The organism is Vagococcus acidifermentans, assembly GCF_003987655.1.
In the GTDB taxonomy this organism is placed as follows: domain Bacteria; phylum Bacillota; class Bacilli; order Lactobacillales; family Vagococcaceae; genus Vagococcus_B; species Vagococcus_B acidifermentans.
Genome location: NZ_NGKC01000016.1, coordinates 1 through 21,043, shown reverse-complemented (window position 1 = coordinate 21,043; position 21,043 = coordinate 1). Strand labels below are relative to the sequence as shown.

Annotated in this window: 22 protein-coding genes and 1 other annotated feature; of the genes, 18 read left to right on the top strand and 4 right to left on the bottom strand. The window is 46.6% G+C overall.

The window, feature by feature from the left end; translation table 11 throughout:
- Positions 1–65: 65 nt before the first annotated feature.
- From CBF27_RS11910 to CBF27_RS11855, 12 genes are all read left to right on the top strand, one after another.
- Entirely contained in the window at positions 66–2,099 is a 2,034-nt protein-coding gene (locus tag CBF27_RS11910; RefSeq protein WP_126814601.1) for a KUP/HAK/KT family potassium transporter, read from the top strand.
- Between the two features lie 81 nt (positions 2,100–2,180).
- On the top strand, positions 2,181–2,708 hold the full coding sequence (locus CBF27_RS11905; RefSeq protein ID WP_126814599.1) for a dCTP deaminase/dUTPase family protein: 528 nt from the start codon (positions 2,181–2,183) through the stop codon (positions 2,706–2,708).
- A gap of 91 nt (positions 2,709–2,799) precedes the next feature.
- The gene (gene radA, locus CBF27_RS11900) at positions 2,800–4,173 is read left to right on the top strand and encodes a DNA repair protein RadA (RefSeq protein WP_126814597.1); all 1,374 of its coding nucleotides are present in this window, start codon (positions 2,800–2,802) and stop codon (positions 4,171–4,173) included.
- A gap of 40 nt (positions 4,174–4,213) precedes the next feature.
- Positions 4,214–5,308, top strand: a complete 1,095-nt coding sequence (locus CBF27_RS11895; RefSeq protein ID WP_126814595.1) for a PIN/TRAM domain-containing protein — start codon at positions 4,214–4,216, stop codon at positions 5,306–5,308.
- A 92-nt stretch (positions 5,309–5,400) separates the two neighbouring features.
- Positions 5,401–6,873 (top strand): glutamate--tRNA ligase, encoded by a 1,473-nt coding sequence (gene gltX, locus CBF27_RS11890; RefSeq protein ID WP_126814593.1) that lies wholly within the window; start codon positions 5,401–5,403, stop codon positions 6,871–6,873.
- Positions 6,861–7,073, top strand: a binding site (T-box leader). Its footprint overlaps the gene before it by 13 nt.
- Before the next feature lie 52 nt (positions 7,074–7,125).
- Positions 7,126–7,674, top strand: coding sequence for a serine O-acetyltransferase EpsC (epsC, locus tag CBF27_RS11885; RefSeq protein ID WP_126814591.1), 549 nt, complete (start codon positions 7,126–7,128; stop codon positions 7,672–7,674).
- Complete coding sequence (cysS, locus tag CBF27_RS11880; RefSeq protein WP_126814590.1) at positions 7,661–9,076, top strand: cysteine--tRNA ligase; 1,416 nt, start codon at positions 7,661–7,663, stop codon at positions 9,074–9,076. The genes epsC and cysS overlap by 14 nt, the downstream gene beginning before the upstream one ends.
- Complete coding sequence (locus tag CBF27_RS11875) at positions 9,073–9,492, top strand: Mini-ribonuclease 3 (protein ID WP_126814589.1); 420 nt, start codon at positions 9,073–9,075, stop codon at positions 9,490–9,492. Before cysS ends, CBF27_RS11875 begins: the two co-directional genes overlap by 4 nt.
- Complete coding sequence (gene rlmB, locus CBF27_RS11870; protein WP_126814587.1) at positions 9,473–10,276, top strand: 23S rRNA (guanosine(2251)-2'-O)-methyltransferase RlmB; 804 nt, start codon at positions 9,473–9,475, stop codon at positions 10,274–10,276. Before CBF27_RS11875 ends, rlmB begins: the two co-directional genes overlap by 20 nt.
- Positions 10,277–10,296: 20 nt before the next feature.
- A complete protein-coding gene (locus CBF27_RS11865; RefSeq protein WP_126814585.1) occupies positions 10,297–10,818 on the top strand; it encodes an NYN domain-containing protein in 522 nt (173 codons plus the stop codon).
- A 99-nt stretch (positions 10,819–10,917) separates the two neighbouring features.
- On the top strand, positions 10,918–11,490 hold the full coding sequence (locus CBF27_RS11860) for a sigma-70 family RNA polymerase sigma factor (RefSeq protein WP_126814583.1): 573 nt from the start codon (positions 10,918–10,920) through the stop codon (positions 11,488–11,490).
- 148 nt (positions 11,491–11,638) lie between these two features.
- The gene (locus CBF27_RS11855; RefSeq protein WP_126814581.1) at positions 11,639–11,899 is read left to right on the top strand and encodes a Veg family protein; all 261 of its coding nucleotides are present in this window, start codon (positions 11,639–11,641) and stop codon (positions 11,897–11,899) included.
- Between the two features lie 80 nt (positions 11,900–11,979).
- On the opposite strand, the gene CBF27_RS11850 is transcribed toward CBF27_RS11855, so the two are convergent.
- The 3 genes from CBF27_RS11850 to CBF27_RS11840 all read right to left on the bottom strand — a co-directional run bounded on the left by CBF27_RS11850 (position 11,980) and on the right by CBF27_RS11840 (position 13,930).
- Entirely contained in the window at positions 11,980–12,978 is a 999-nt protein-coding gene (locus tag CBF27_RS11850; protein WP_126814579.1) for a peptidylprolyl isomerase, read from the bottom strand.
- A 169-nt stretch (positions 12,979–13,147) separates the two neighbouring features.
- Positions 13,148–13,504 (bottom strand): YtxH domain-containing protein, encoded by a 357-nt coding sequence (locus CBF27_RS11845; RefSeq protein ID WP_126814577.1) that lies wholly within the window; start codon positions 13,502–13,504, stop codon positions 13,148–13,150.
- The gene (locus CBF27_RS11840; protein ID WP_126814575.1) at positions 13,505–13,930 is read right to left on the bottom strand and encodes an HIT family protein; all 426 of its coding nucleotides are present in this window, start codon (positions 13,928–13,930) and stop codon (positions 13,505–13,507) included.
- 128 nt (positions 13,931–14,058) lie between these two features.
- On the opposite strand from CBF27_RS11840, the gene CBF27_RS11835 reads away from it, so the two are divergent.
- The 4 genes from CBF27_RS11835 (at position 14,059) to trmB (ending at position 17,617) form a co-directional block, all read left to right on the top strand.
- The gene (locus tag CBF27_RS11835; protein WP_126814573.1) at positions 14,059–14,799 is read left to right on the top strand and encodes an ABC transporter ATP-binding protein; all 741 of its coding nucleotides are present in this window, start codon (positions 14,059–14,061) and stop codon (positions 14,797–14,799) included.
- Positions 14,799–16,019 carry an ABC transporter permease gene (locus CBF27_RS11830; RefSeq protein ID WP_126814571.1) on the top strand — a complete coding sequence of 407 codons (1,221 nt, stop codon included), beginning with the start codon at positions 14,799–14,801 and terminating at the stop codon, positions 16,017–16,019. The genes CBF27_RS11835 and CBF27_RS11830 overlap by 1 nt, the downstream gene beginning before the upstream one ends.
- Before the next feature lie 119 nt (positions 16,020–16,138).
- Complete coding sequence (locus CBF27_RS11825; RefSeq protein ID WP_211334662.1) at positions 16,139–16,924, top strand: phosphotransferase family protein; 786 nt, start codon at positions 16,139–16,141, stop codon at positions 16,922–16,924.
- 54 nt (positions 16,925–16,978) lie between these two features.
- A complete protein-coding gene (trmB, locus tag CBF27_RS11820) occupies positions 16,979–17,617 on the top strand; it encodes a tRNA (guanosine(46)-N7)-methyltransferase TrmB (protein ID WP_126814567.1) in 639 nt (212 codons plus the stop codon).
- 84 nt (positions 17,618–17,701) lie between these two features.
- On the opposite strand, the gene CBF27_RS11815 is transcribed toward trmB, so the two are convergent.
- Entirely contained in the window at positions 17,702–18,049 is a 348-nt protein-coding gene (locus CBF27_RS11815; protein WP_425469927.1) for a PepSY domain-containing protein, read from the bottom strand.
- A 365-nt stretch (positions 18,050–18,414) separates the two neighbouring features.
- Between CBF27_RS11815 and CBF27_RS11810 the strand changes: the two genes are divergently transcribed.
- Together CBF27_RS11810 and CBF27_RS11805 are read left to right on the top strand one after the other, a co-directional pair.
- Positions 18,415–19,710 carry a polysaccharide deacetylase family protein gene (locus tag CBF27_RS11810; protein WP_170175106.1) on the top strand — a complete coding sequence of 432 codons (1,296 nt, stop codon included), beginning with the start codon at positions 18,415–18,417 and terminating at the stop codon, positions 19,708–19,710.
- Between the two features lie 1,026 nt (positions 19,711–20,736).
- On the top strand, positions 20,737–21,043 hold a 307-nt coding region (locus tag CBF27_RS11805; protein ID WP_126814563.1), incomplete at its 3' end, for a BlaI/MecI/CopY family transcriptional regulator.

Below are 21,043 nucleotides of genomic sequence, written 5' to 3'. Positions count from 1 at the left end.
TGTCTGAATAATCAGGAACCGACTCTTGCGAGCTGGTTTCATTTTTGATTGGAAGGAAAGAAAAAATGAGCAAACAAACCAAACAGCAGATGGACACCTTTAAATTGGGTGGTGCCTTGATTGCGATGGGTGTGGTTTACGGCGACATCGGTACAAGTCCGCTGTATGTAATGAAAGCAATCATTGAAGGCAACGGCGGGCTGGCAACAATCTCCGAAGATTTTATTCTTGGGGCAGTGTCGCTGATTTTCTGGACATTGACACTGCTGACTAGTATCAAGTATGTCATGATTGCGTTAAATGCAGATAACCATGGCGAAGGCGGAATTTTTTCGCTGTACACACTGGTCAGAAAGTCAGGCAAATATCTCCTGTTCCCGGCGATGATCGGCGGGGCGGCTTTGCTGGCGGACGGTGCCTTGACACCTGCCGTCACAGTGACGACAGCGATTGAAGGGCTGCGCGGCATCCCGCAGTTCTATGCCGCTTTTGGCGACAATCAGCAAGTGATTATCGTGATTACAGTGTGCATTATTTTCCTGCTGTTCATGATTCAGCGCTTCGGTACACAAGCTGTCGGACGCACATTCGGTCCGGTCATGTTCTGCTGGTTTACTTTTTTGGGTTTGATGGGACTAATCAACTTTACGGACAATCTTTCCGTGCTGCGCGCGTTGAATCCGTATTACGCGATTAAAGTACTAGTATCGCCGGAAAACAAAGCTGGTATTTTTATTCTGGGCAGTGTCTTCCTGGCTACGACCGGTGCAGAAGCATTGTACTCCGACTTGGGCCATGCTGGCCGGAAAAACATCCGTGTCAGCTGGCCGTATATTAAAGTGATGCTGACATTGAACTATTTCGGACAGGCGGCTTGGCTGCTGCGAATCAAAAATGATGCGTACTATCAAAGTATCGACATGTTGAATCCGTTCTTCCGCATGATGCCGGAAGAGTTCACGGTCATCGGTGTCGTGTTCGCCACAGTGGCCGCCATCATTGCCTCGCAGTCGCTGATATCCGGTTCTTACACGCTGGTGTCCGAAGCGATTAAACTGCGTCTGCTGCCGCGGCTGAAGATTATTTACCCGACCGAGCAGAAAGGCCAGCTGTACATTCCGTCAGTCAATACGATTTTGCTGCTTGTCTGTATCAGCATTGTGCTCTACTTCAGGACATCCGCTCACATGGAGTCGGCATACGGACTGGCTATCACGATTACCATGCTGATGACGACGATTTTAATTTTGTTTTATCTGCTGCAAAGTCATGTGCCAAAACTGCTGGCGTTCAGTATTTTCGGATTCTTTGCGTTTATTGAAGGTATCTTTTTCATTTCCAGTGCCACAAAATTCCTGCACGGCGGATATGTGGCAGTGCTGATTGCGCTGATTATTCTCGGCATCATGCTGATTTGGCACCGCGGCAATGTGATTGAGGAGAATTCGTCGCAACGGGTCTCCATCTATGACTATGTCGATCAGATTGACCGCCTGCGCAATGACACCCGCGTTCCGCAGACACAGACGAACATTGTTTTTCTGACAACAAAAATCAAAGGGCACAAGGTCAACAAGGAAATTTTATATTCCCTGCTGGACAAACGGCCGAAACGAGCTAAAGTCTATTGGTTTGTCAACGTCTTTGTTACTGACCAGCCGTACACGAAAGAATACTATGTGGACATGATGGATACGGACTTCATCGTCAATGTCCAGCTTCGTCTTGGTTTCCGCGTGAGTCAGGAGGTCAACATCTATCTGCGGCAAATCGTCAATGATTTGATGGCTGACGGCCGGCTGCCGCGCCAGCCTCAGGAGTATTCTATTATCAAAGGACGGGATGTCGGCGACTTTGCCTTCGTGATGATTCGTGAAGAGCTGACACGCGTGACGTCACTGAGTACACTGGATACACTGGTCATGCAGGCAAAGCTGGCAATAAAGAAAATTGCGTTCGACCCGGTCCGTTGGTTCGGTCTGGAATATAGCGACGTGATTGTCGAACACGTGCCGCTGGTCTTGGGTGAACGGAAGATGGTTTCGCGTCTGACGCAAATCAACACAAGCGATTTTGATGATGAATATGAAGAAGAGTAAGGTGTTTTATCACTTACTCTTTTTATTTTTCCCGCAATCATGTAGGATAAGAGAGAAAGAAAAAAGTAAGGTGGGTAACCTATGGAGAAAAAAAGAGGATTTGAACGTGTCAGCACGTTTACAGATATTCGGCTGCCGGCTAGAGCAACAGCGGCGGCTGCCGGGTATGATTTTGAAGCAGCGGCAGACTGCCTTGTGCCAAGCATTTGGAAATCAGGTGCTGCCAAGGCGCTGCAAGCAGTACTCAAGGGAGAGCAGATTTTTCTGGAGGACGAACTGCTGAAACAATTGAAACCGACATTGGTTCCGACAGGCGTCAAAGCTTATATGGGCGAGGATGAATTTCTGCAGCTCTGCAACCGTTCGAGCAATCCGCTCAAACAGTTTCTGCTGCTGGCCAATGGTGTCGGCATCATCGACAGCGACTATTACAACAATGCGGACAATGAAGGCCATATCATGTTCCAGTTTCTGAATTTCGGCTTGACGGACACCTTGATCCGCAAGGGCGAACGCATCGGTCAGGGGATTTTTCTGCCGTTTTTGAAAGCCGATCAGGACGACGCGTCTGCGGTCCGTTCGGGGGGATTCGGCTCTTCCGGAAAATAATTAAGACTGCCAATGGATATTGTGTATGGAAAAAGAATATTTATGATAAAATAGTGTTGGTCGGAAGTTTGGCTGTTAAAGGAGGATCTGTTTGGCTAAAAAAGCAAAAACACAGTTTGTATGTCACACATGCGGCTATATCTCCCCTAAATATCTGGGACGCTGTCCAAACTGCGGTCAGTGGAACACGCTGGTAGAAGAAAAAATCGAGGACAAACCGACACGGCACAGCCGCGTCAGTTTATCCGGCCAAAAAAGCCGGCCTGAGAAATTGTCGGCTGTTCAATCCCGCAAAGAACCACGGCTGGCGACTGAGATGGACGAATTGAACCGGGTTCTGGGGGGCGGTGTTGTACCGGGTTCGCTGGTGTTGATCGGCGGTGACCCGGGTATCGGCAAATCGACCCTGCTGCTGCAAGTATCCCAGCAGTTAAGCAAACTTCAAGGCGACGTCCTTTACGTGTCCGGCGAAGAGAGCGCTGAACAGATCAAAATGCGTGCGGAGCGTTTAGAAAACGGGGGCAGTGATTTTTATATTTATGCGGAAACAGACATGGGCGCTGTCCGCGACGCCATCGAAAGCATCAAACCGGACTACGTCATCATTGACTCGATTCAGACGATGATTCAGCCGGAGCTGACCAGTGTGGCAGGCAGTGTCAGCCAAGTTCGCGAAACGACTGCCGAATTGATGCAGATCGCCAAGACGAATCAAATCGCGATTTTTATCGTCGGTCACGTCACGAAAGAAGGCTCGCTGGCAGGACCGAGAATGCTGGAGCACATGGTGGATACGGTGCTTTATTTTGAAGGCGACCGCCACCACACCTTCCGTATTCTGCGGGCCGTCAAGAACCGCTTCGGCTCGACGAACGAAATCGGTATTTTTGACATGAGTGAAAAAGGGCTGGTCGAGGTCACCAATCCTTCCCAGGCCTTTTTGGAAGAGCGGCTGGAAGGCGCCACAGGGTCGGCTATTGTCGTTTCCATGGAAGGAACGAGACCGATTTTAGCGGAAGTCCAGGCATTGATTTCACCGTCCGTTTTCGGCAATGCCAAGCGTACTGCCACCGGTCTGGATTACAACCGGGTATCGCTGATTATGGCCGTACTCGAAAAGCGGGCCGGACTGCTGCTGCAAAATCAGGATGCCTATCTCAAAGCGGCCGGCGGTGTCAAGCTGGATGAACCGGCAATCGATTTGGCGATTGCGGTCAGCATTGCATCCAGTTACAAAGACAAAGGGACGTCGCCGGAAGAGTGTTTCATCGGCGAGATTGGCCTGACAGGCGAAATCAGACGGGTGAACCGGATTGAACAGCGCGTCAATGAAGCACGCAAGCTCGGGTTTAAAAAAATATACATTCCCGTGAACAATTTGCAAGGGTGGCAGCCGCCGACAGATGTCGCCGTCGTCGGTGTCACCACTATATCAGAGGCACTGCGGCTGATTTTTCAGCAGTAGTGCCCGCGTTTAAACATTTAACAAGAAAGGAGGCTGGCAGATGCAAAAGAAAATCTATCTCTTGTTTATGACTCTCGTGGGTGTTAGTCTGGGTATTTCCTTTCTGCCGCCGGTTTGGGAGCTGCTGGGAATCTCCCACATCAGTTTATTAAATAATAAAATCATTGACGGAACGATCGGAGCACTTATTTTTCTGATACTTGCATTCATCACCTATTCATATCTGTCACAGCTCATCAAGAGTATTGAAAAAATTCTCAGCGAGAAAAGTTTGTACGACATCATCTTCGGCAGTGCCGGCATGATTGTCGGGCTGGTTGTCGGCGCACTGGTGTCGATTCCTTTATATGCAATCAGCCTGATGCTGCCGATTGCCATGATGCTGCTGTTCGGCTATTTGGGACTGTACGTCGGGACTTCGCGCAAAGACGACTTGCGCAAACTGATGACACCCCGGGCCAAAAAAGGTGCGGAAGACGTACTCGAACGCAAAGTCACGGATAATTTTCATAAATATAAAATCCTTGATACAAGTGTTATCATTGACGGCCGGATTTATGATATCGCCAAGACCGGGTTTCTTGAAGGGGTTCTTTTGATTCCTAATTTCGTCTTATACGAGCTGCAGTATATCGCCGATTCCGGCGACAGTCTAAAGCGTGTCCGCGGAAGAAGAGGACTGGACATTTTGAATTCATTGCAAAAAGAAGAAAATATTTTTGTGGAGATGTATGACGGCGATTTTGAAGATATCTCGGAAGTCGACAGCAAGCTTATCAAGCTGGCCAAGCTGCTTGACGGCGTTATCGTGACAAATGATTACAACTTGAACAAGGTCAGCGAGTTTCAAAATGTCCCTGTTTTGAACATCAATGCGCTGGCAAATTCAGTTAAGCCGGTCGTGATCCCCGGAGAAACCATGACAGTCATGGTCGTTAAGGGCGGGACTGAACGGCAGCAGGGTGTCGCCTATTTGGATGACGGCACGATGGTTGTCGTTGAAGACGGTAAGCATTACATGAATCAGACGATTAAAGTTGTCGTCACCAGCGCGCTGCAGACGGCTGCCGGCAGAATGATTTTTGCCAAACCGTCGCACTCGCAAAAAGGTCTCACTGAAAATACAGAAAAATAGACAGGATTTCCCTCCTTTACTAATTGGGGATTTGCCTGTACAATTCTATGTAATACAATCTATAGTAAAATGACGATAAGGAAGGTAATGACATGACGAAGAAAGTTCGCGTCCGTTATGCACCGAGCCCGACCGGCCATCTGCATATCGGCAATGCCAGAACAGCATTGTTTAATTATTTATTTGCTAAACATCATGATGGAGAATTCATTATCCGTATTGAGGATACAGATGCTAAGCGGAATATCGAAGGCGGCGAAAAAAGTCAGCTGGACAACCTGAAATGGTTGAATATTGATTGGTCCGAGTCTCCAGATAAGCCGGGAAAGTATGGGCCTTACCGTCAATCTGAACGCTCTGATATTTATCTTCCGCTGGTGGACCAGCTCTTGGCAAGCAACCTCGCCTACAAGTGCTACTGCACGGAAGAAGAGCTTGAAGCAGACCGCGAAGCGCAGCGTGCGCGCGGTGAAATCCCGCGTTACTCCGGGAAATGTGCCCACTTGACCCCTGAAGAGCAGGCGGAAAAAGAAGCACAGGGCATCACACCGGTAGTCCGCTTCAGAGTACCGAGAAACAAAGACTATACATTCAACGACATCGTAAAAGGCGACATTACTTTTGAATCAGACAGTGTCGGCGGCGACTTTGTCATTTTGAAGCGCGACGGCATGCCGACGTATAATTTTGCGGTGGCGGTGGATGACCACTTGATGGAAATCACACACGTCCTGCGCGGCGATGACCATATCGCCAACACACCGAAGCAGCTGATGGTTTATGAGGCGTTCGGCTGGGAACCGCCGGCTTTCGGCCATATGACGCTGATCATCAACAGCGAAACAGGCAAAAAGCTCAGCAAACGTGATGAGACGATTTTGCAGTTTATCGAACAGTACCGTGATTTAGGCTATCTGCCGGAAGCGATGTTCAACTTTATCGCTCTGCTTGGCTGGTCACCGGGCGGAGAAGAGGAAATTTTCAGCCAGGAAGAACTGATCAAGCTCTTCGATGCCAATCGTTTAAGCAAGTCGCCGGCAGCTTTCGACAACAAAAAGCTGGAGTGGATCAACAATCAGTATGTTAAACAGCTTGAGCTGCCAAAGGTGACAGAGATGGCACTGCCTTTCCTGCAAAAAGCCGGACTGGTTGAAGAAGCGCCGGCACCGGAAAAATTGGCCTGGGTGCAGGAGTTGGTCGGTTTGTATCAGCCTCAGATGAGCTACATTGGCGAAATCGTGGCACTGTCCGACTTGTTTTTCAATGACACATTGACGCTGGACGATGATGCGAAAGCAATCATGGCCGGCGAAACAGTACCGACAGTGTTGGCCGCATTTGAGGAAAAAATTTCCGGACTGGCCGAGTTTACCGAACCTGACATCAAGGCACTCATCAAGTCGATTCAAAAGGAAACAGGCATCAAAGGCAAAAACTTGTTTATGCCGATTCGTGTCGCAGTCAGCGGCCAAATGCACGGTCCGGAGCTGGCTGAAACAATCAAACTGCTGGGACAAGAAAAAGTGCTGAATCACATTCAGCAAGTCAAAGAACAAACACAGTGAGAAGAGAAGTAGAAATCTGTTCGTTTTAAGAGAGTCTGTGGGTGGTGGAAACAGGCAGCGGCTATTTCGAAATGCCCTTCAGAGTGGCTTCGGGGAAATGAGTATCCGGAGACGGTTGATAAACGTTACATTATCCAAGAGGCAAAAGGACAACTCCTTTTGCAAAGAAAAGTGGAACCACGTAATACGACGTCTTTTTAGCCGGCAACCGGCTGATAGGCGTCTTTTTTTTTACTGGAAGGTGGTGGGAGTTTGCACATTAGGGAAGATATTGAAACAGTGAAAAAGAACGACCCGGCAGCGCGGACAACACTGGAAATATGTTTTACATATCCCGGTCTGCATGCACTGTGGGCACACCGGCTATCCCATTTCTTGTACCGGCATGGCTGGTTTTTCTTAGCGCGCTGCCATTCGAATCTGGCACGCTTTGTGACGGGGATTGAGATTCATCCCGGCGCGCAAATCGGCAGACGCGTCTTCATTGACCACGGGATGGGACTGGTAATCGGCGAAACAGCTGTGGTGGAAGATGACGTCGTTTTGTTTCACGGGGTGACATTAGGCGGTACGGGCAATCATACAGGTAAGCGGCATCCGACCGTCAAAAAAGGCGCGATGATTTCAGCGCATGCACAAATACTGGGGCCGGTCACGATTGGCGAAAACGCCAAAATCGGCGCGGCAGCAGTCGTCTTAACTGATATACCAGAAGGCGCGACAGCGGTCGGACTCCCGGCACGCGTTGTCCGGATTTACGGGAAAAAAATTGAAGAGGTGAGAAAGAGTGAAAATTTATAATACGTTGACACGGCAGAAAGAAACATTTCAGCCGATCGAACCGGGAAAGGTCAAAATGTACGTCTGCGGACCAACGGTGTATAATTACATTCACATCGGCAATGCCCGAAGCACGGTGTCATTTGACACGATTCGGAAGTATTTGGAGTACCGGGGCTATGAGGTCCATTATGTTTCCAACTTCACGGATGTCGATGATAAAATCATTCGAGCGGCGCAGGAAGCTGAGGTGACGCCTGAGCAGCTGGCAGATAAATACATTGCGGCATTTAAGGAAGATACCGGCAAGTTGAATGTGCGGCCGGCTTGCGAACATCCGCGGGTTGTGGACCATATACCTGATATTATTGCCTTTATCCAAGTTCTGCTGGACAAAGGTTTTGCTTATGAGGCAGAGGGGGATGTTTATTACCGGACGCGGCGTTTTGATTCTTACGGCAAGTTAAGCAATCAGACGATTGACGAACTGGAAGTAGGCGCCAGCCAGCGGACTGGGGCCGAGCAGGAGAAGAAAGAAGACCCGCTGGACTTTGCCTTGTGGAAGGCGGCCAAACCGGGCGAAATTTTCTGGGAATCGCCGTGGGGGAAAGGCCGGCCGGGCTGGCATATCGAGTGCTCTGTCATGGCGACAAAACATCTGGGGGATACGATTGATATCCACGGCGGCGGCCAGGATCTGGAATTCCCGCACCATGAAAATGAAATTGCCCAGAGTGAAGCCAAAACAGGCAAGCCTTTTGCCAATTACTGGATGCACAATGCTTATTTGACGGTTGGCGAGAACGGGGAAAAGATGAGCAAGTCTTTGGGCAACTTCGTGACAGCCCACGAGCTGATGGAATCGGTAGCACCGGAAATCGTCCGGTTTGCGCTGTCGACGACGCACTACCGCCGTCCGATGCCCTTTAACGACACAGTCTTGAAGGAAGCGGAAGCGAACCTGAAACGGGTGACCGGCAGTTTTAAAAACAGCGGCTTCAGATTGACCGACAGCGCGGATGAGCTGCCGGATGACGTGGAACATCTGGCAGAGCTGACCGTCATCAACGAACGCTTCATCAAAGAAATGGACGATGACTTTAATGCCGCTAACGGCATCACGGTCGTTTACGAATTGGTGAAGTGGCTGAATCAATACAGCGGCCGCGATGAAGTCTCGCGCAAGGTATTGTCAGAGGGCCGGCGGCTGTTGAGCGAGTTGATGGCTGTTTTCGGCATCACACTGGCTGATGAGGCACCGGAGTTATTGGCTGCTGATGTGGAACAGCTGATTGCAGAACGTCAGAAAGCGCGTCAAGACAAAGATTTTGCCCGCAGCGATGACATCCGCGACCTGCTGAAAGCCCAAGGCATCATACTGGAAGACACGCCTCAAGGAACCCGCTGGAGCCGGATAAAATGACGGCAGGTAAGGATTTTAGACAGCTGAACGGACTGACGTTGGCGTATATCGGGGATGCGGTGTATGAAGTATTTGTCCGCGACTATCTGATAAGAAGCGGTCAGACACGACCGAACGTGCTGCATAAAAAAGCGACCAGCTATGTGTCGGCCAAGGCGCAGCATTATTTGATGCAGGAGCTTTTGGCAAATGACTGGCTGACAGAAGAAGAAGCGGCGATGTACCGGCGCGGACGAAATGCCAAAAGTCATACGATTGCCAAAAATGCCGACGTGGCGACTTATCGTTCGTCAACCGGTTTTGAAGCATTAGTCGGTTATCTGCACTTGACCGATCAAGAGGAACGTCTGTCGGAGCTGATGCAGTGGTGTATCACACAAATAGGAGAAAAACAACATGACGAAAGAATCACATAAAAAATCTAGAGCGTCTGCCGGAAGGAAAAAGCGGCCGGCAGATGCTCCGCAGCAAGGCGAGTTCGTTTTTGGCAGACATGCGGTGGCAGAAGCGCTTGATGCCAGACGCGGCAACAAATTATTCATTCAGGAGGATGCCAGGGGAACAAAAATTGAGGCACTGAAAGCAGCCGCCGTGTCGGCTGCTGTGCCTGTTCAGTGGGTCCCTAAAAACAAGCTCGATTTGCTGAGCGACGGTCAGGTGCATCAGGGAGTCGTGCTCGGTGTCACGCCGTATGAATACTATGATTTGGATGGCTTGCTTGATAAGGTACTGTCAGCTAAACAGGCGCCTTTTCTGCTGATTTTAGACAGTCTGGAGGACCCGCACAATTTCGGTTCGATTTTGCGGACGGCAGATGCCACCGGTGTTGACGGCATCATTATTCCTAAACACCGCGCCGTGGGCATCACCTCGGTTGTATCCAAGACATCAACAGGTGCGGTCGAACATGTTCCCGTTGCCCGTGTCACTAATCTGGCTCGTGCGATTCAGAAATTAAAAAGCGAGCAGTTCTGGGTTTACGGGACGGACATGTCAGGTACGGATTATCGCCAATGGCAGGTGGATGGTCCGATTGCACTGATTATCGGCAACGAAGGCAAGGGCATGAGCAAGCTGTTGAAACAAGAGGCAGACGAAATGCTGACCATTCCGATCACCGGCCATGTGCAAAGTTTGAATGCCGGTGTGGCAGCCGGTCTGCTGATGTACGAAGTGTACCGCAAAAGACACCCAATTTAGATATAGGAGAGGCAAATAAAGTGAAACGGCAAGTATTATTTGTGGACGGCTATAATATGATCGGTCAATGGCCTGAACTGCAGAAACTGAAAAAACAAAATCGTCTGGAAGATGCGCGGGATTTGCTGTTATTTGAACTGTCCAACTATGCTAAGTTTGTCGGACTGACGATTATTGTGGTGTTTGATGCGCAGCTGGTGCCGGGCATCCAGCAGACTTATGATAAATACGGACTGACGGTCGTGTTTACTAAAGAAGAGGAAACCGCAGACACGTACATTGAACGGGAAGCGGGCTTGTGCATCAACCCCTTGACACATGTCCGGGTGGCAACCAGTGATTTGGCGGAGCAGTGGGTGATTTTTTCCAAAGGGGCGCTGCGAATGTCGGCCCGGGAACTGTATAAAAGCGTGAAAGAGACAGAAGAAAAAATTTTAAAAAGTGCCAGAAATCATCACAATAAAAAAATCCGGCGCAATTCCCCTTGGTCTGTCAGTCAACTTGAACAACTGCAGCGCATTTTTGATGAACTGGAATCATAAAAAACAAAAACGGAACGAAAGTTCTCTTTTTGTTTTTTTTATTTAGTGTTATTCTTACAGGGACGAAGAGAAAAGCGCTTTCTTTTGTGGGGGTAACCTATGGACTCAGCAGAACAGGACTACATCAAAAAAGCCAAAGACGGCGATCGGGATGCGTTTGTCTGGCTTTGCGAAAAATATCAGCCGATTGTCTATAGTTTACAAAGAAAATACTACCTGAAAGATTTTGAACAGGATGACTGGCTTCAGGAAAGCCGGATAGTCTGTTATCAGACAGTGAACACCTATCGATTTGATCAAGGACTGACATTTGGATTTTTTTATAAAATGAATTTGCAGCGGCATGTTTTCAGTTTGCTTCGCAGGCAGGAGGCATTGAAACGCAGAATCGACAGAACAGTGACCTCCCTTGATGAAAAGCTGGAGTATCAGGGCGAATTCTTCTACACGCGTGAAGACCCCCAGGCACTGACCAGTTTTCAGCATGTCACCGTCAGAGAACACTTGGCAACATTTCACACACAACTGTCTTTTTTTGAAAGGGAAGTCTTTGCAAACTATCTCATCGGGAAAGAATTGAATGAAATCAGCAGTGAGTTAAGATGTCCGGAAACGAAAGTGAAAAGCGGCCTTGATCGCGCCAAACGAAAATTTAAAAACTATATGACATAAGAAAGCCACGTTCTCTTCGTGACATTTGCAAACTAATGAAAATGAGATTTTTTTTAATAATGAAAAAATAAGTTGCTTATAAAAGGTAACTGTGGTAAAATTTGTTATTTTTGGCAAAATGTGTTATAATTCACATTGAGGTGATTGCATGGTAGCAAGTTTATCGACGATAAAGAAAGATTTAGAGTGCAAAGTGGGCAGCAAGATTAAATTAGTGGCACAGACTGGGCGTAAAAAACAAACTGAGCGTAAAGGGGTTCTTTCTGAAACTTATCATTCTGTATTTGTTGTTGATCTGGATCAGGATGAAAATGCCTTTGAAAGAGTCTCTTACAGCTATACAGATATATTGACAAATGCAGTCGAGGTTCAGTTTACTGACGATTGCGCTGAAGGGGAAATCAATTAAGGAAATTCGGCTAGCCGGGTTTCTTTTTTTTTGTCAAAAAAAGATAAGCGGCTGTTGTTGAGCAGGCCGCTTATCAGTGGTTATTTCGATTCTTTTGTGGAAGACTCTTTTGTGTTCTCTTTTTCAGACGATTTGTCTGTTGAGGAGTCTTCTGTTTTTTCCGGCAGATAGTCAGCTAAGATATCTTTGAACTGTTCATCTTTAATCTTAGGACTTGCTTTTTCCAGTTCTGTTTGCAGGACTTCGCGCTGGAATGTGGCATCAGCCAATTTTTGTTCTTCGATGATTTTCTTCAGCTGTTTCTTGAATGGCTTGTAATCATTGCCTTTTTTCTGATTTTTAACCATCTTGACAATATAGTAAGATTTTGAGCTGGAGCCGTCAGCTGCTGCGGTTTCGACTTCAATCACATCGGAGACGCTGCCGTCTTCCAGTTTATAAGCAGCTGTTTTCACTGCATCCGGAATAGCGACATTCGCCGGTGTGGTCGTAGCAGTAGAGTCAAACTTCACTTTGCCGCCATCTTCCTTGGTTACAGCTTCGATGGAGTTTTCTTTGGCGATTTTGCTGAAGTCGCCGTCTTTTTTAATGTCTTCCAGCAGTTTTTTCGCTGTATCTTCTTTTTCCACTTGGATGATTTGTGTTTCCACTTCCGGATGGAATGTTTTCCATGCTTCTTTGTAATCATCTGTTGTGATGTCGATATGTGCTTTCAGCATTTCCTGTTGAGCCAGCGATTTTTTGATTTGCTCTTTATAGGTAGCGGCTGTCAGCCCGTTTTGTTTCAAAATCGACTCGAAGGCATCTTTGCCGCCGTATTGTTCCTGCATTTTGTCGAATTCTTTGTCAACGGTTTTATCCGTTACTTTGTCGCCGTAATTGTCTTCGGCAATTTTGCTGATAATCATTGACTGCAGTACTTGCGAAGAGGTTGAAAGGTTTTTCAGTTCTTCATAAAAATCCTGCTCGGAAATTGCTCCGCCTTTCATTGAAACTACATCTTTACTACTAGAACAACCAGCGAGTGCAACAGTGCTTAGCAGCACCAATGCAGCAACTTTAAATTTCTTTCCAATCATTTAGGCACTTCCATTTCGTTTTAAAAATTTAATATCAAATAATCTGTGTCGTCATGTGTTTAACTATAGCATATTCTCAAAAATAAAAAAACGGTTAAAAATGAATTTCAAAAAAATTTCAATTCTTTGATACATTTCTTCAACACTCTTTCAAAAAAGCTAAAAAACCTTATAGATTTTTTATCGTCTGTTGATAAGCGTCGGTTTCTTTTTTTATTTTTTCGATTTGTTCGGCTATTATGTTGAAACGCGGCTCGGTTTTAAAACGAAAGTCAGCTGCCAGCTGTTTGGTTTCTTTAGCAAGCGGCGGTATCAGCTCACGGCTCATCTCGGCCAGTTCGGCTGCCTGCTCGGTGACGTGTTGGTAACTTTCTTGAATCGTCGTCCCAAGTTCGATGGTATCTGTCAATTCTTTCTTCAGCTGTTCACGGGTTTCCCGACCTTTGCGAGGCGCCAGCAGGAGACCTGCCGCACCGCCGACAAAAGCGCCGAATACTAATCCTGTCATGAATCGTCCGGCACTCATCTAGTTCACCTGTTCGTTGATGGCATCAGCGATTTTCGTCATTTCTTCCGGCGGGTACATGGCGGAATTATCAGCAAACGTCATTTTGAAATCATCCTGTTTGCTGTAACGCGGCAGCAAGTGTACATGGGAATGGAAGACCGACTGATAGGCAACTTCGCGGTTGTTGTTAACGACATTCAGTCCTGCCATTTCCGGGAATGCTTTTTCCATGGCCTTCGCGATTTTGGGCACGCGGGAGAACACTGTTTCAGCTAATTGGGCGTCGTACTCAAAGATATCCGTGACGTGTTTTTTAGGCACAAGCAGTGTGTGGCCTTTCGTGGTTTGGGTCATGTCCAAAAAGGCGTAGACCTCCTCATCCTCGTAAACAGGATAGCTTGGAATTTCTTTGTTTATGATTTTGCAAAAAATACAATCTGTCATGACTATTCCTCCTTTCCTTAACATTACCAAAAAAACATCAGAATGAAAAGAATTAGCCGTATTATTATTCTATTGTGAAATCAATCTATGCTATAATCTTTCTAGAACGAGCTGGAGGGAATGTGTGCATGAGTTTAAAAGTGGAACATTTGACAGGCGGTTACGGCCATGTACCTGTTTTGAAAGATATTAGCTTTGAAGTAAAGCCTGGCGAGCTGGTGGGACTTATCGGACTGAACGGTGCCGGGAAGAGCACGACCATCAAACATATCATCGGGTTGTTAAGCGCTCAGAAAGGACATATCAGCCTTGACGGCGAAACACTGAAAAGCCATCCGGAAAGTTACCGGAAAAAAATCGGGTATATTCCCGAAACACCGGCTCTTTATGAGGAGCTGACGTTGCAGGAGCACATCGATGTGACGGCGATGGCATACGGCATCCCGGCGGCTACGGCTCAAAAACGGGCGGAAAGGCTGCTCAAGACATTCCGTCTGGACAACAAGCTGGAATGGTTTCCGGCTAATTTTTCCAAAGGGATGAAACAGAAAGTCATGGTACTGTGCGCATTTTTAGTGGAGCCGTCGCTTTACATCATTGACGAGCCGTTTCTCGGACTGGACCCGCTGGCGATTAATGCCCTGCTGGAACTAATCGGCCAGACACGGCAGGCCGGTGCTGCGACGCTGATGTCAACGCACATCTTGTCGACAGCTGAAAAATACTGCGACCGGTTCATTGTGCTGCATGAGGGACGAGTCCGTGCGGCCGGCACGATTGCCGAATTGCGGGAAGAGTTTCATTTGCCGGACTCCTCACTAGACGATATTTATGTTGCTTTGACGGCAGAAGAGGGGGCTGGCAACTGATGACTGTTTTTTTTCAGCAGCGGTGCCGCCGTCATCAATTCAAGATGATGCGGTTCATGAAATATATTTTCAATGACCATTTCATGATCGTTTGCGGCATTGCTTTAGGCGGACTGGCGCTTTTTTACGCTGATTTGGTAAAGGAGCTGACACCGCAGTTTATTTGGGGGCGCCCGCTGATCGGCGTACTGTGGTTCGCGGTACTGTTCAGCGGCAGACTGGCGACGCTGACCAAAGAGGCGGATGCTGTTTTTCTGCTGCCGAAGGAACGGGACATGGCCGGTTACTTAAAACGGGCTTATCTCTATTCGCTGATTGTTCCGTTTGTCCTGCTTTTGCTTGTCTGCAGTGCGGCGATGCCGTTGTACGTCGCAGTGACAGGACGCACATTCACTGACTTTTTCTTTTTTATCATCGTATTGTGGGCGTTAAAAGCAGCCGGTCTACTGGTCCAGTTACAGGGGATATATTTAGACAATCAGTCTGTTTACCGTCTGTCGCGTCTTGTTTGGCTGGCCGGCAGTCTGGTCTCCATCGCTCTCAGCCTGTATGTCATCCCAGTGTTGGGAGTCGTGATTGCAGCGGCAGTCTGCTTGTTGATGTTTGTCAGAAGTGCGGCTACAATGAAAGAAAAACCGCTGGACTGGGAAACGATGATTGATCTTGAAAATCAGCGCCTGAAGCGGCTGTATGCGTTCATCAATTTGTTTACCGATGTTCCCGGCATTGTGGGCAAGGTCAAACGCCGGCGTTACTTCGATGCGGTCCTCGGGAAAATCAAACACGATTCAGCCAATGTGTATGTGTACCTGTATGCCCGGGTATTCCTTCGGAGCAATGACTTTCTCGGACTGGCCGTGCGTCTGACCGTTCTGGCGGTGCTACTGCTGTTGATGACCGCCGATTTTTGGCCGGCGCTGTTATCAGCACTAATGGCGATTTATCTCATTGCCTTTCAGCTGCTGCCGATTTACAATCAGTTTGATTACATGGTTCTGACAAAGCTCTACCCGGTCGACCCGCATCAGAAAAAACATGCGGTCGTCAAGTTGTTGAGTGTGGTCTTAACGAGTGTCGGCGTAGTGCTGGCGGCTGTCAGCTTGTTGTCGCTGGGCGTGACACGTGACGGCTTGATTATTACAGTGCTGATTTTTGCGGAAGTTTGGCTGTTTGTCACGTTTTATTTGCCGGTCAGGTTAAAAAAAATAGCAGGAAAATAAGACAATTAAGGAAATCGGCCATAATTTATGGTATACTGTTTTGAGTATTCCTCTGTTTTTCGAGATGGGTTTTTTATTTTGCAGAAGAAAAAGTTTGGAAGATTTGAGCGGAGAAGAAAATCATGGATTTTAAATTTGATAAAAATTGGCGGTTACAGCCGATTAAAGGAGACACCGGCAAAGCGTATAAAGGCACTAAAGAAAGTGACCGGGCATTCATCAAGCGCAACTCAACTCCTTTTTTAGCGGCTCTTTCGCGGGAAGGACTGACGCCTAAACTGCTTTGGACAAAACGGACGGGCAACGGCGATGTCCTGACAGCACAGGAATGGCTTGACGGCCGGCAGCTGACACCGAATGAGCTGAGGACCAGCGAAGCAGCAGCGCGCATATTGCATCACCTGCACCATTCAGATTCATTGCGGACCATGCTTCGAAAAATGGGCGGCGAGGAAAAAAGCGCGTTTGACTTTTTGACCGATTATTCCCAGCAATTGCCGGCTGATATAAAAGGCAACCATTACTTGACACGGGTCTTCCGCTTTCTTGAAGACCACTTGCCGTCGTTTCACCCTATCTATTACAGTGCCTGCCATGGCGATGCCATTCATCAAAACTGGCTGATGTCGGAAGAAGGCAGACTATATCTGGTGGATTGGGACTATTCCGTATTGGCCGATCCGGCACTTGATTTGGGAACGATTCTCGGCCAGTATGTGCCGATGGCGCAATGGGAAAGCTGGCTGGAGCTGTACGGTCTCAAACCAAATACCGACATCATGGACCGGGTGTACTGGTACAGCGGCATGAATCTGCTGATGCAGATAAAACGCAGTCACAGAAAATATGAACTGGGCGACATGAACCGCTACATCGCCCTGCTAAAAAAAATTTACACTTATTAACGCAAGACTCTTTGGTCACAAATCAAAGAGTCTTTTTCTAGGAAGGACGAACCCATGAGATTACGACATAAACCCGGGGCAGAAGCGACGATTGCAGCGCACCCCGAATATATTTTAACGCATCCGGAAGAATGGCGCGGAAGATGGCACGAACGCTTCGACAGCCAGCAGCCGCTTTACGTCGAAGTCGGCAGCGGGAAGGGGCGCTTTATTGTTGAAATGGCCAAGGCGCATCCGACTATCAATTTTATCGGCGTAGAGATGCAGATGAACGCCATCATTTCAGCCCTTGAAAAACAGCTTGACGAGCGTTTGCCGAATTTGCAGCTGCTGCTGGTTGACGGGGCTGATTTAAAAGATTACTTTGCGGCGGGGGAAATCGACAGAATTTACCTGAATTTTTGTGACCCGTGGCCGAAAAAGCGGCATGAAAAACGCCGGCTCACGTATCACACATTTCTTCAAACGTATGAGTATCTGCTGCGGCAAAAAGGTGAGATTCATTTCAAAACGGATAATCAGGGGTTGTTTGAATACTCGCTGGCCAGTTTGTCCCAATACGGGATGACGCTGAAACAAGTCTGGCTTGACTTGCACAACAGCGATTTTTCCGGCAATATTATGACGGAGTACGAAGAAAAATTTTCTGCAAAAGGACATCCGATTTACCGTTTGGAAGCGACCTTTAACTAAAAAAAACAGTCCTGACCGTGACGGCAGGGCTGTTTTTTTAAAAGGATATGAGGCAAGCACAAACACAGGGAGCAGGCGGGCATGCTACAGGCGGTAAATGTCCAAGACAGTACCGGTATACGCATCAGCGACAAATTCATATTGCACCAGCTGCCCGTCTTCCATCCGGGAAATGCCGCCGGTATAAGTTTGAGTCTTGATTGCGAACCGTTGGAGAGGATCTTTGGTCAAGTGAATCCATGACCCTTCGATGGGGCCTTCGCTGAGAAATGCTTTTTTGACCGTTTCCAAAATAGTGTCTGCGTGAATGGTTTTCTTATTGAAATAAAGAGAGGTTAAAAGAACGCCGCTGGCTAGCCCGAGTACTGTACCAGTCACAGCACCGGCAAGTAGACCGTGCTTGAAGCACATTCTGTTTGGTTGGTTTTTCATAGTTCTTCTCCTTTTTTTATGGTTCTAATGGCTTTATTGTAGCATAAAAAAGAAACGAGACAAAGACAAGCGGCGGGAATTCGCTGAAAAACTTTGCGGCTGGTGCCCTTCTCTGTCACAGCTGTTTTCACGGGGAGAAATGCGGTAATTGTATCGGAACGAACAGATATACAAAATAGCGTTTGTTGTCCACTGGACCGAACCAGCATGAAACTGAAAAGATACTGCTGGTATCCGCTTGAAGTGCTCTTTCTGTCCATAGGTGCATTTAAGAAAAACCTCATTTACTGGACAAATGTCTGTTATTCAAAAGTTTTTTGGCGTAGAATAGAGAGCAGAGTGATGTTGTGAGGATGGGGTGGCATATGCAAAAAAAATGGAAATGGGTCATTAGTTTTATTGTACTGATGATGATAGGAATAGGTAGCTGGGTTGTTTTTCAGCAGAAGAAAACCCAGCAATTAGAAGCACAGCTGGCTGAACTGACGGCGTCATCAAAGCGGCTTCAGAAGAAAATCACAGCGTTTCAAGATGCAGAAAATCCGGCGTTTGTGTCTGAGACAATGACACGTGAGGCAGCTGATAGTGTCCTTCAGGCAAGCCGGGACGCACTTGCCCGAACTGACCAATTGAAGATCGCTGAACACAGCCGGTTTGCCAAGCAGAAACAATCGCTTGTCAAGGCATTTCAGGATTGTCAGCATCAGCTGGCAACGCTAAAAGAAAAACAACTCGCGGCGACTCGTGTGCAGGAACTGTTCAATGGTCAGCCGCTGGCGGACAAACACTTTGTCCCGGAAGCAGCCGTGCGGGAGCAGGTGACGCTGGCTGATGTTAAAAACTTGCGGACAGAGGCCGAGACCCTGCCGGATGATGCCTTCCGCGCAGTCATCGACCAGGCACTGTCGAGTGCTGAGCTGCAAGTCGGAACATCTGAAGAAATCCAGCAGATTTTATCCCAAACAATTTCCGACGATAGTGTCGTTCAATCTTTGCCGCGGGTGGAGCGCGACCATCTCAGGGAGTTGATCGGATACATCAGGAACGAGTCGCTGCAGGAACAGTTTCTGGTTCAACTGTCAATGATTAACCAGCAGTCGGAACCGGCCGAACAGCAAGTTGTGGCATTAACGTTTGATGATGGACCGAACGACAGCAGTACAGTGAAAATATTGGATATTTTAAAAAAATACAAGGTCAAGGCCACTTTCTTCGTGCTTGGTTCGATGGCAGAAAAGTATCCGGCTGTATTGAAGCGTATCAATGATGACGGGCACGAAATAGGCAATCACAGCTATGCCCACAGCAACTTGTCGGTCATGACCGATAAAGAGATACAAAAAGATATCACCCAAACTAATGAGTTGATTGCTAAACATTCAGGTCAACAGCCCGGCTTGCTGAGACCGCCTTACGGTGCCTTCAACCAGAAAGTGGTGCAGGCGGTCCCCGGTATGCGGCTGGCATTATGGGATATCGACACGCTGGACTGGCAAGTGCGCAACGGCAAAAAAATAGTTGAAAAAGTGGAGCAGCATGTCAAAAACGGTGACATCATCTTAATGCACGACATCCACAAAACAACGGCCAATGGCGTGGAGCCCTTAATCAAAATGCTGATAAAGAAAGGGTACACCTTTAGAACTGTCTCTCAATTATAAAACGTTAAGCGGGTAGTATCGTCAAATGGTGCTGCCTGCTTTTTGAGGCTCTATAATAAATAGGACTGATAGATCAAAAAATGATTTATTTGTCCTGTTTTTTTTGGCACAATAAAAAACATATCATCTTTCTGATATGCTTAAGTCACGACAACCCGACACAGCAAAGATGATATGCTTTGTCCCATTAACACCATTTAACAAATAACCAAAATAAAATGGTTTCTAAAAATAGTTTCCTCTTCATGTCTAAATTTTTTGAATATCAGAAACAATTACCAGCCAGTGGTGCCACCACCAAAAAATGATATTAAATCACCTCAGTTTATTATATTTATAATTTTATCAATGCTTACTACTGCTAACAATGACTTATATAGCAGCTTCTTTACTTTGATGCAAGTACTAATGATAGTACTCTAAAAATTGTTTTCTGTTAATCCGAGAAAAAAATTAGTCAAGTCCATAATATTGTGTAAAATACTATACAATCTCTCACTAGTCTTTTAGTGTTCAAACTTAATATACTTTCTCGTAGAACTAAGCCATTCATCGTTATTAAGAAAGTCTATGTCGGTAATATCTTGTTCGACCATTTTTCCATCAAGATAGTTGGTAATCATAAATTTATGATTTTCAGTTTGAGTAATCAATGCTTCAGAATAGCTAATCAATTCGTAGTTGTCATCAAATAATAATGTTACATTACTAATAAAGCTGAATCTTTGTCCAATAAGCGGAATCACTATGGAATAGTATCTCTGATTATTTTCTCCTGTTTCAACAACACTGGCATTATGTATTTAAGTCAATATCTTGTATTGCATTTAAATATCACTACAATATTATGGCAGTATTGTTATATTTTATATGTTTAAACTGAGTAATCTGAGTGTCAATAAAACAAAGGGGTGCGGCTATTTTTCTTTGTAAACCACAATCTGTCATCCTATAGACTATATTTTTCTACTATCAACTGATATAATTTACCTTGTAAATATATTTATATTCAAAGGAGATATTCTAATGATTATTAATTCTTTAACAAAAAAAGAAAAAGAAATACTGGAAATTTTTTTAAATAGCGAAAATGCTCTGTCAGTAAAAAATATTTTGGATAATAATAGTTCGCTAAATAAAAATACTGTTCCGGTGATTGTTAGGCAGTTATTGAACAAAGAGTTGATTAAGGTAGATCATATAGGTAGAAGCGGCACAACATTTTCTCGTTTTTATACACCTACTGTGACTTTATCGGAGTATTTAAAATGGACTATTCAGGATATTTCTAACGTTAAATATGATCAATTAATGAAAAGTTTTGTTTCTGGCA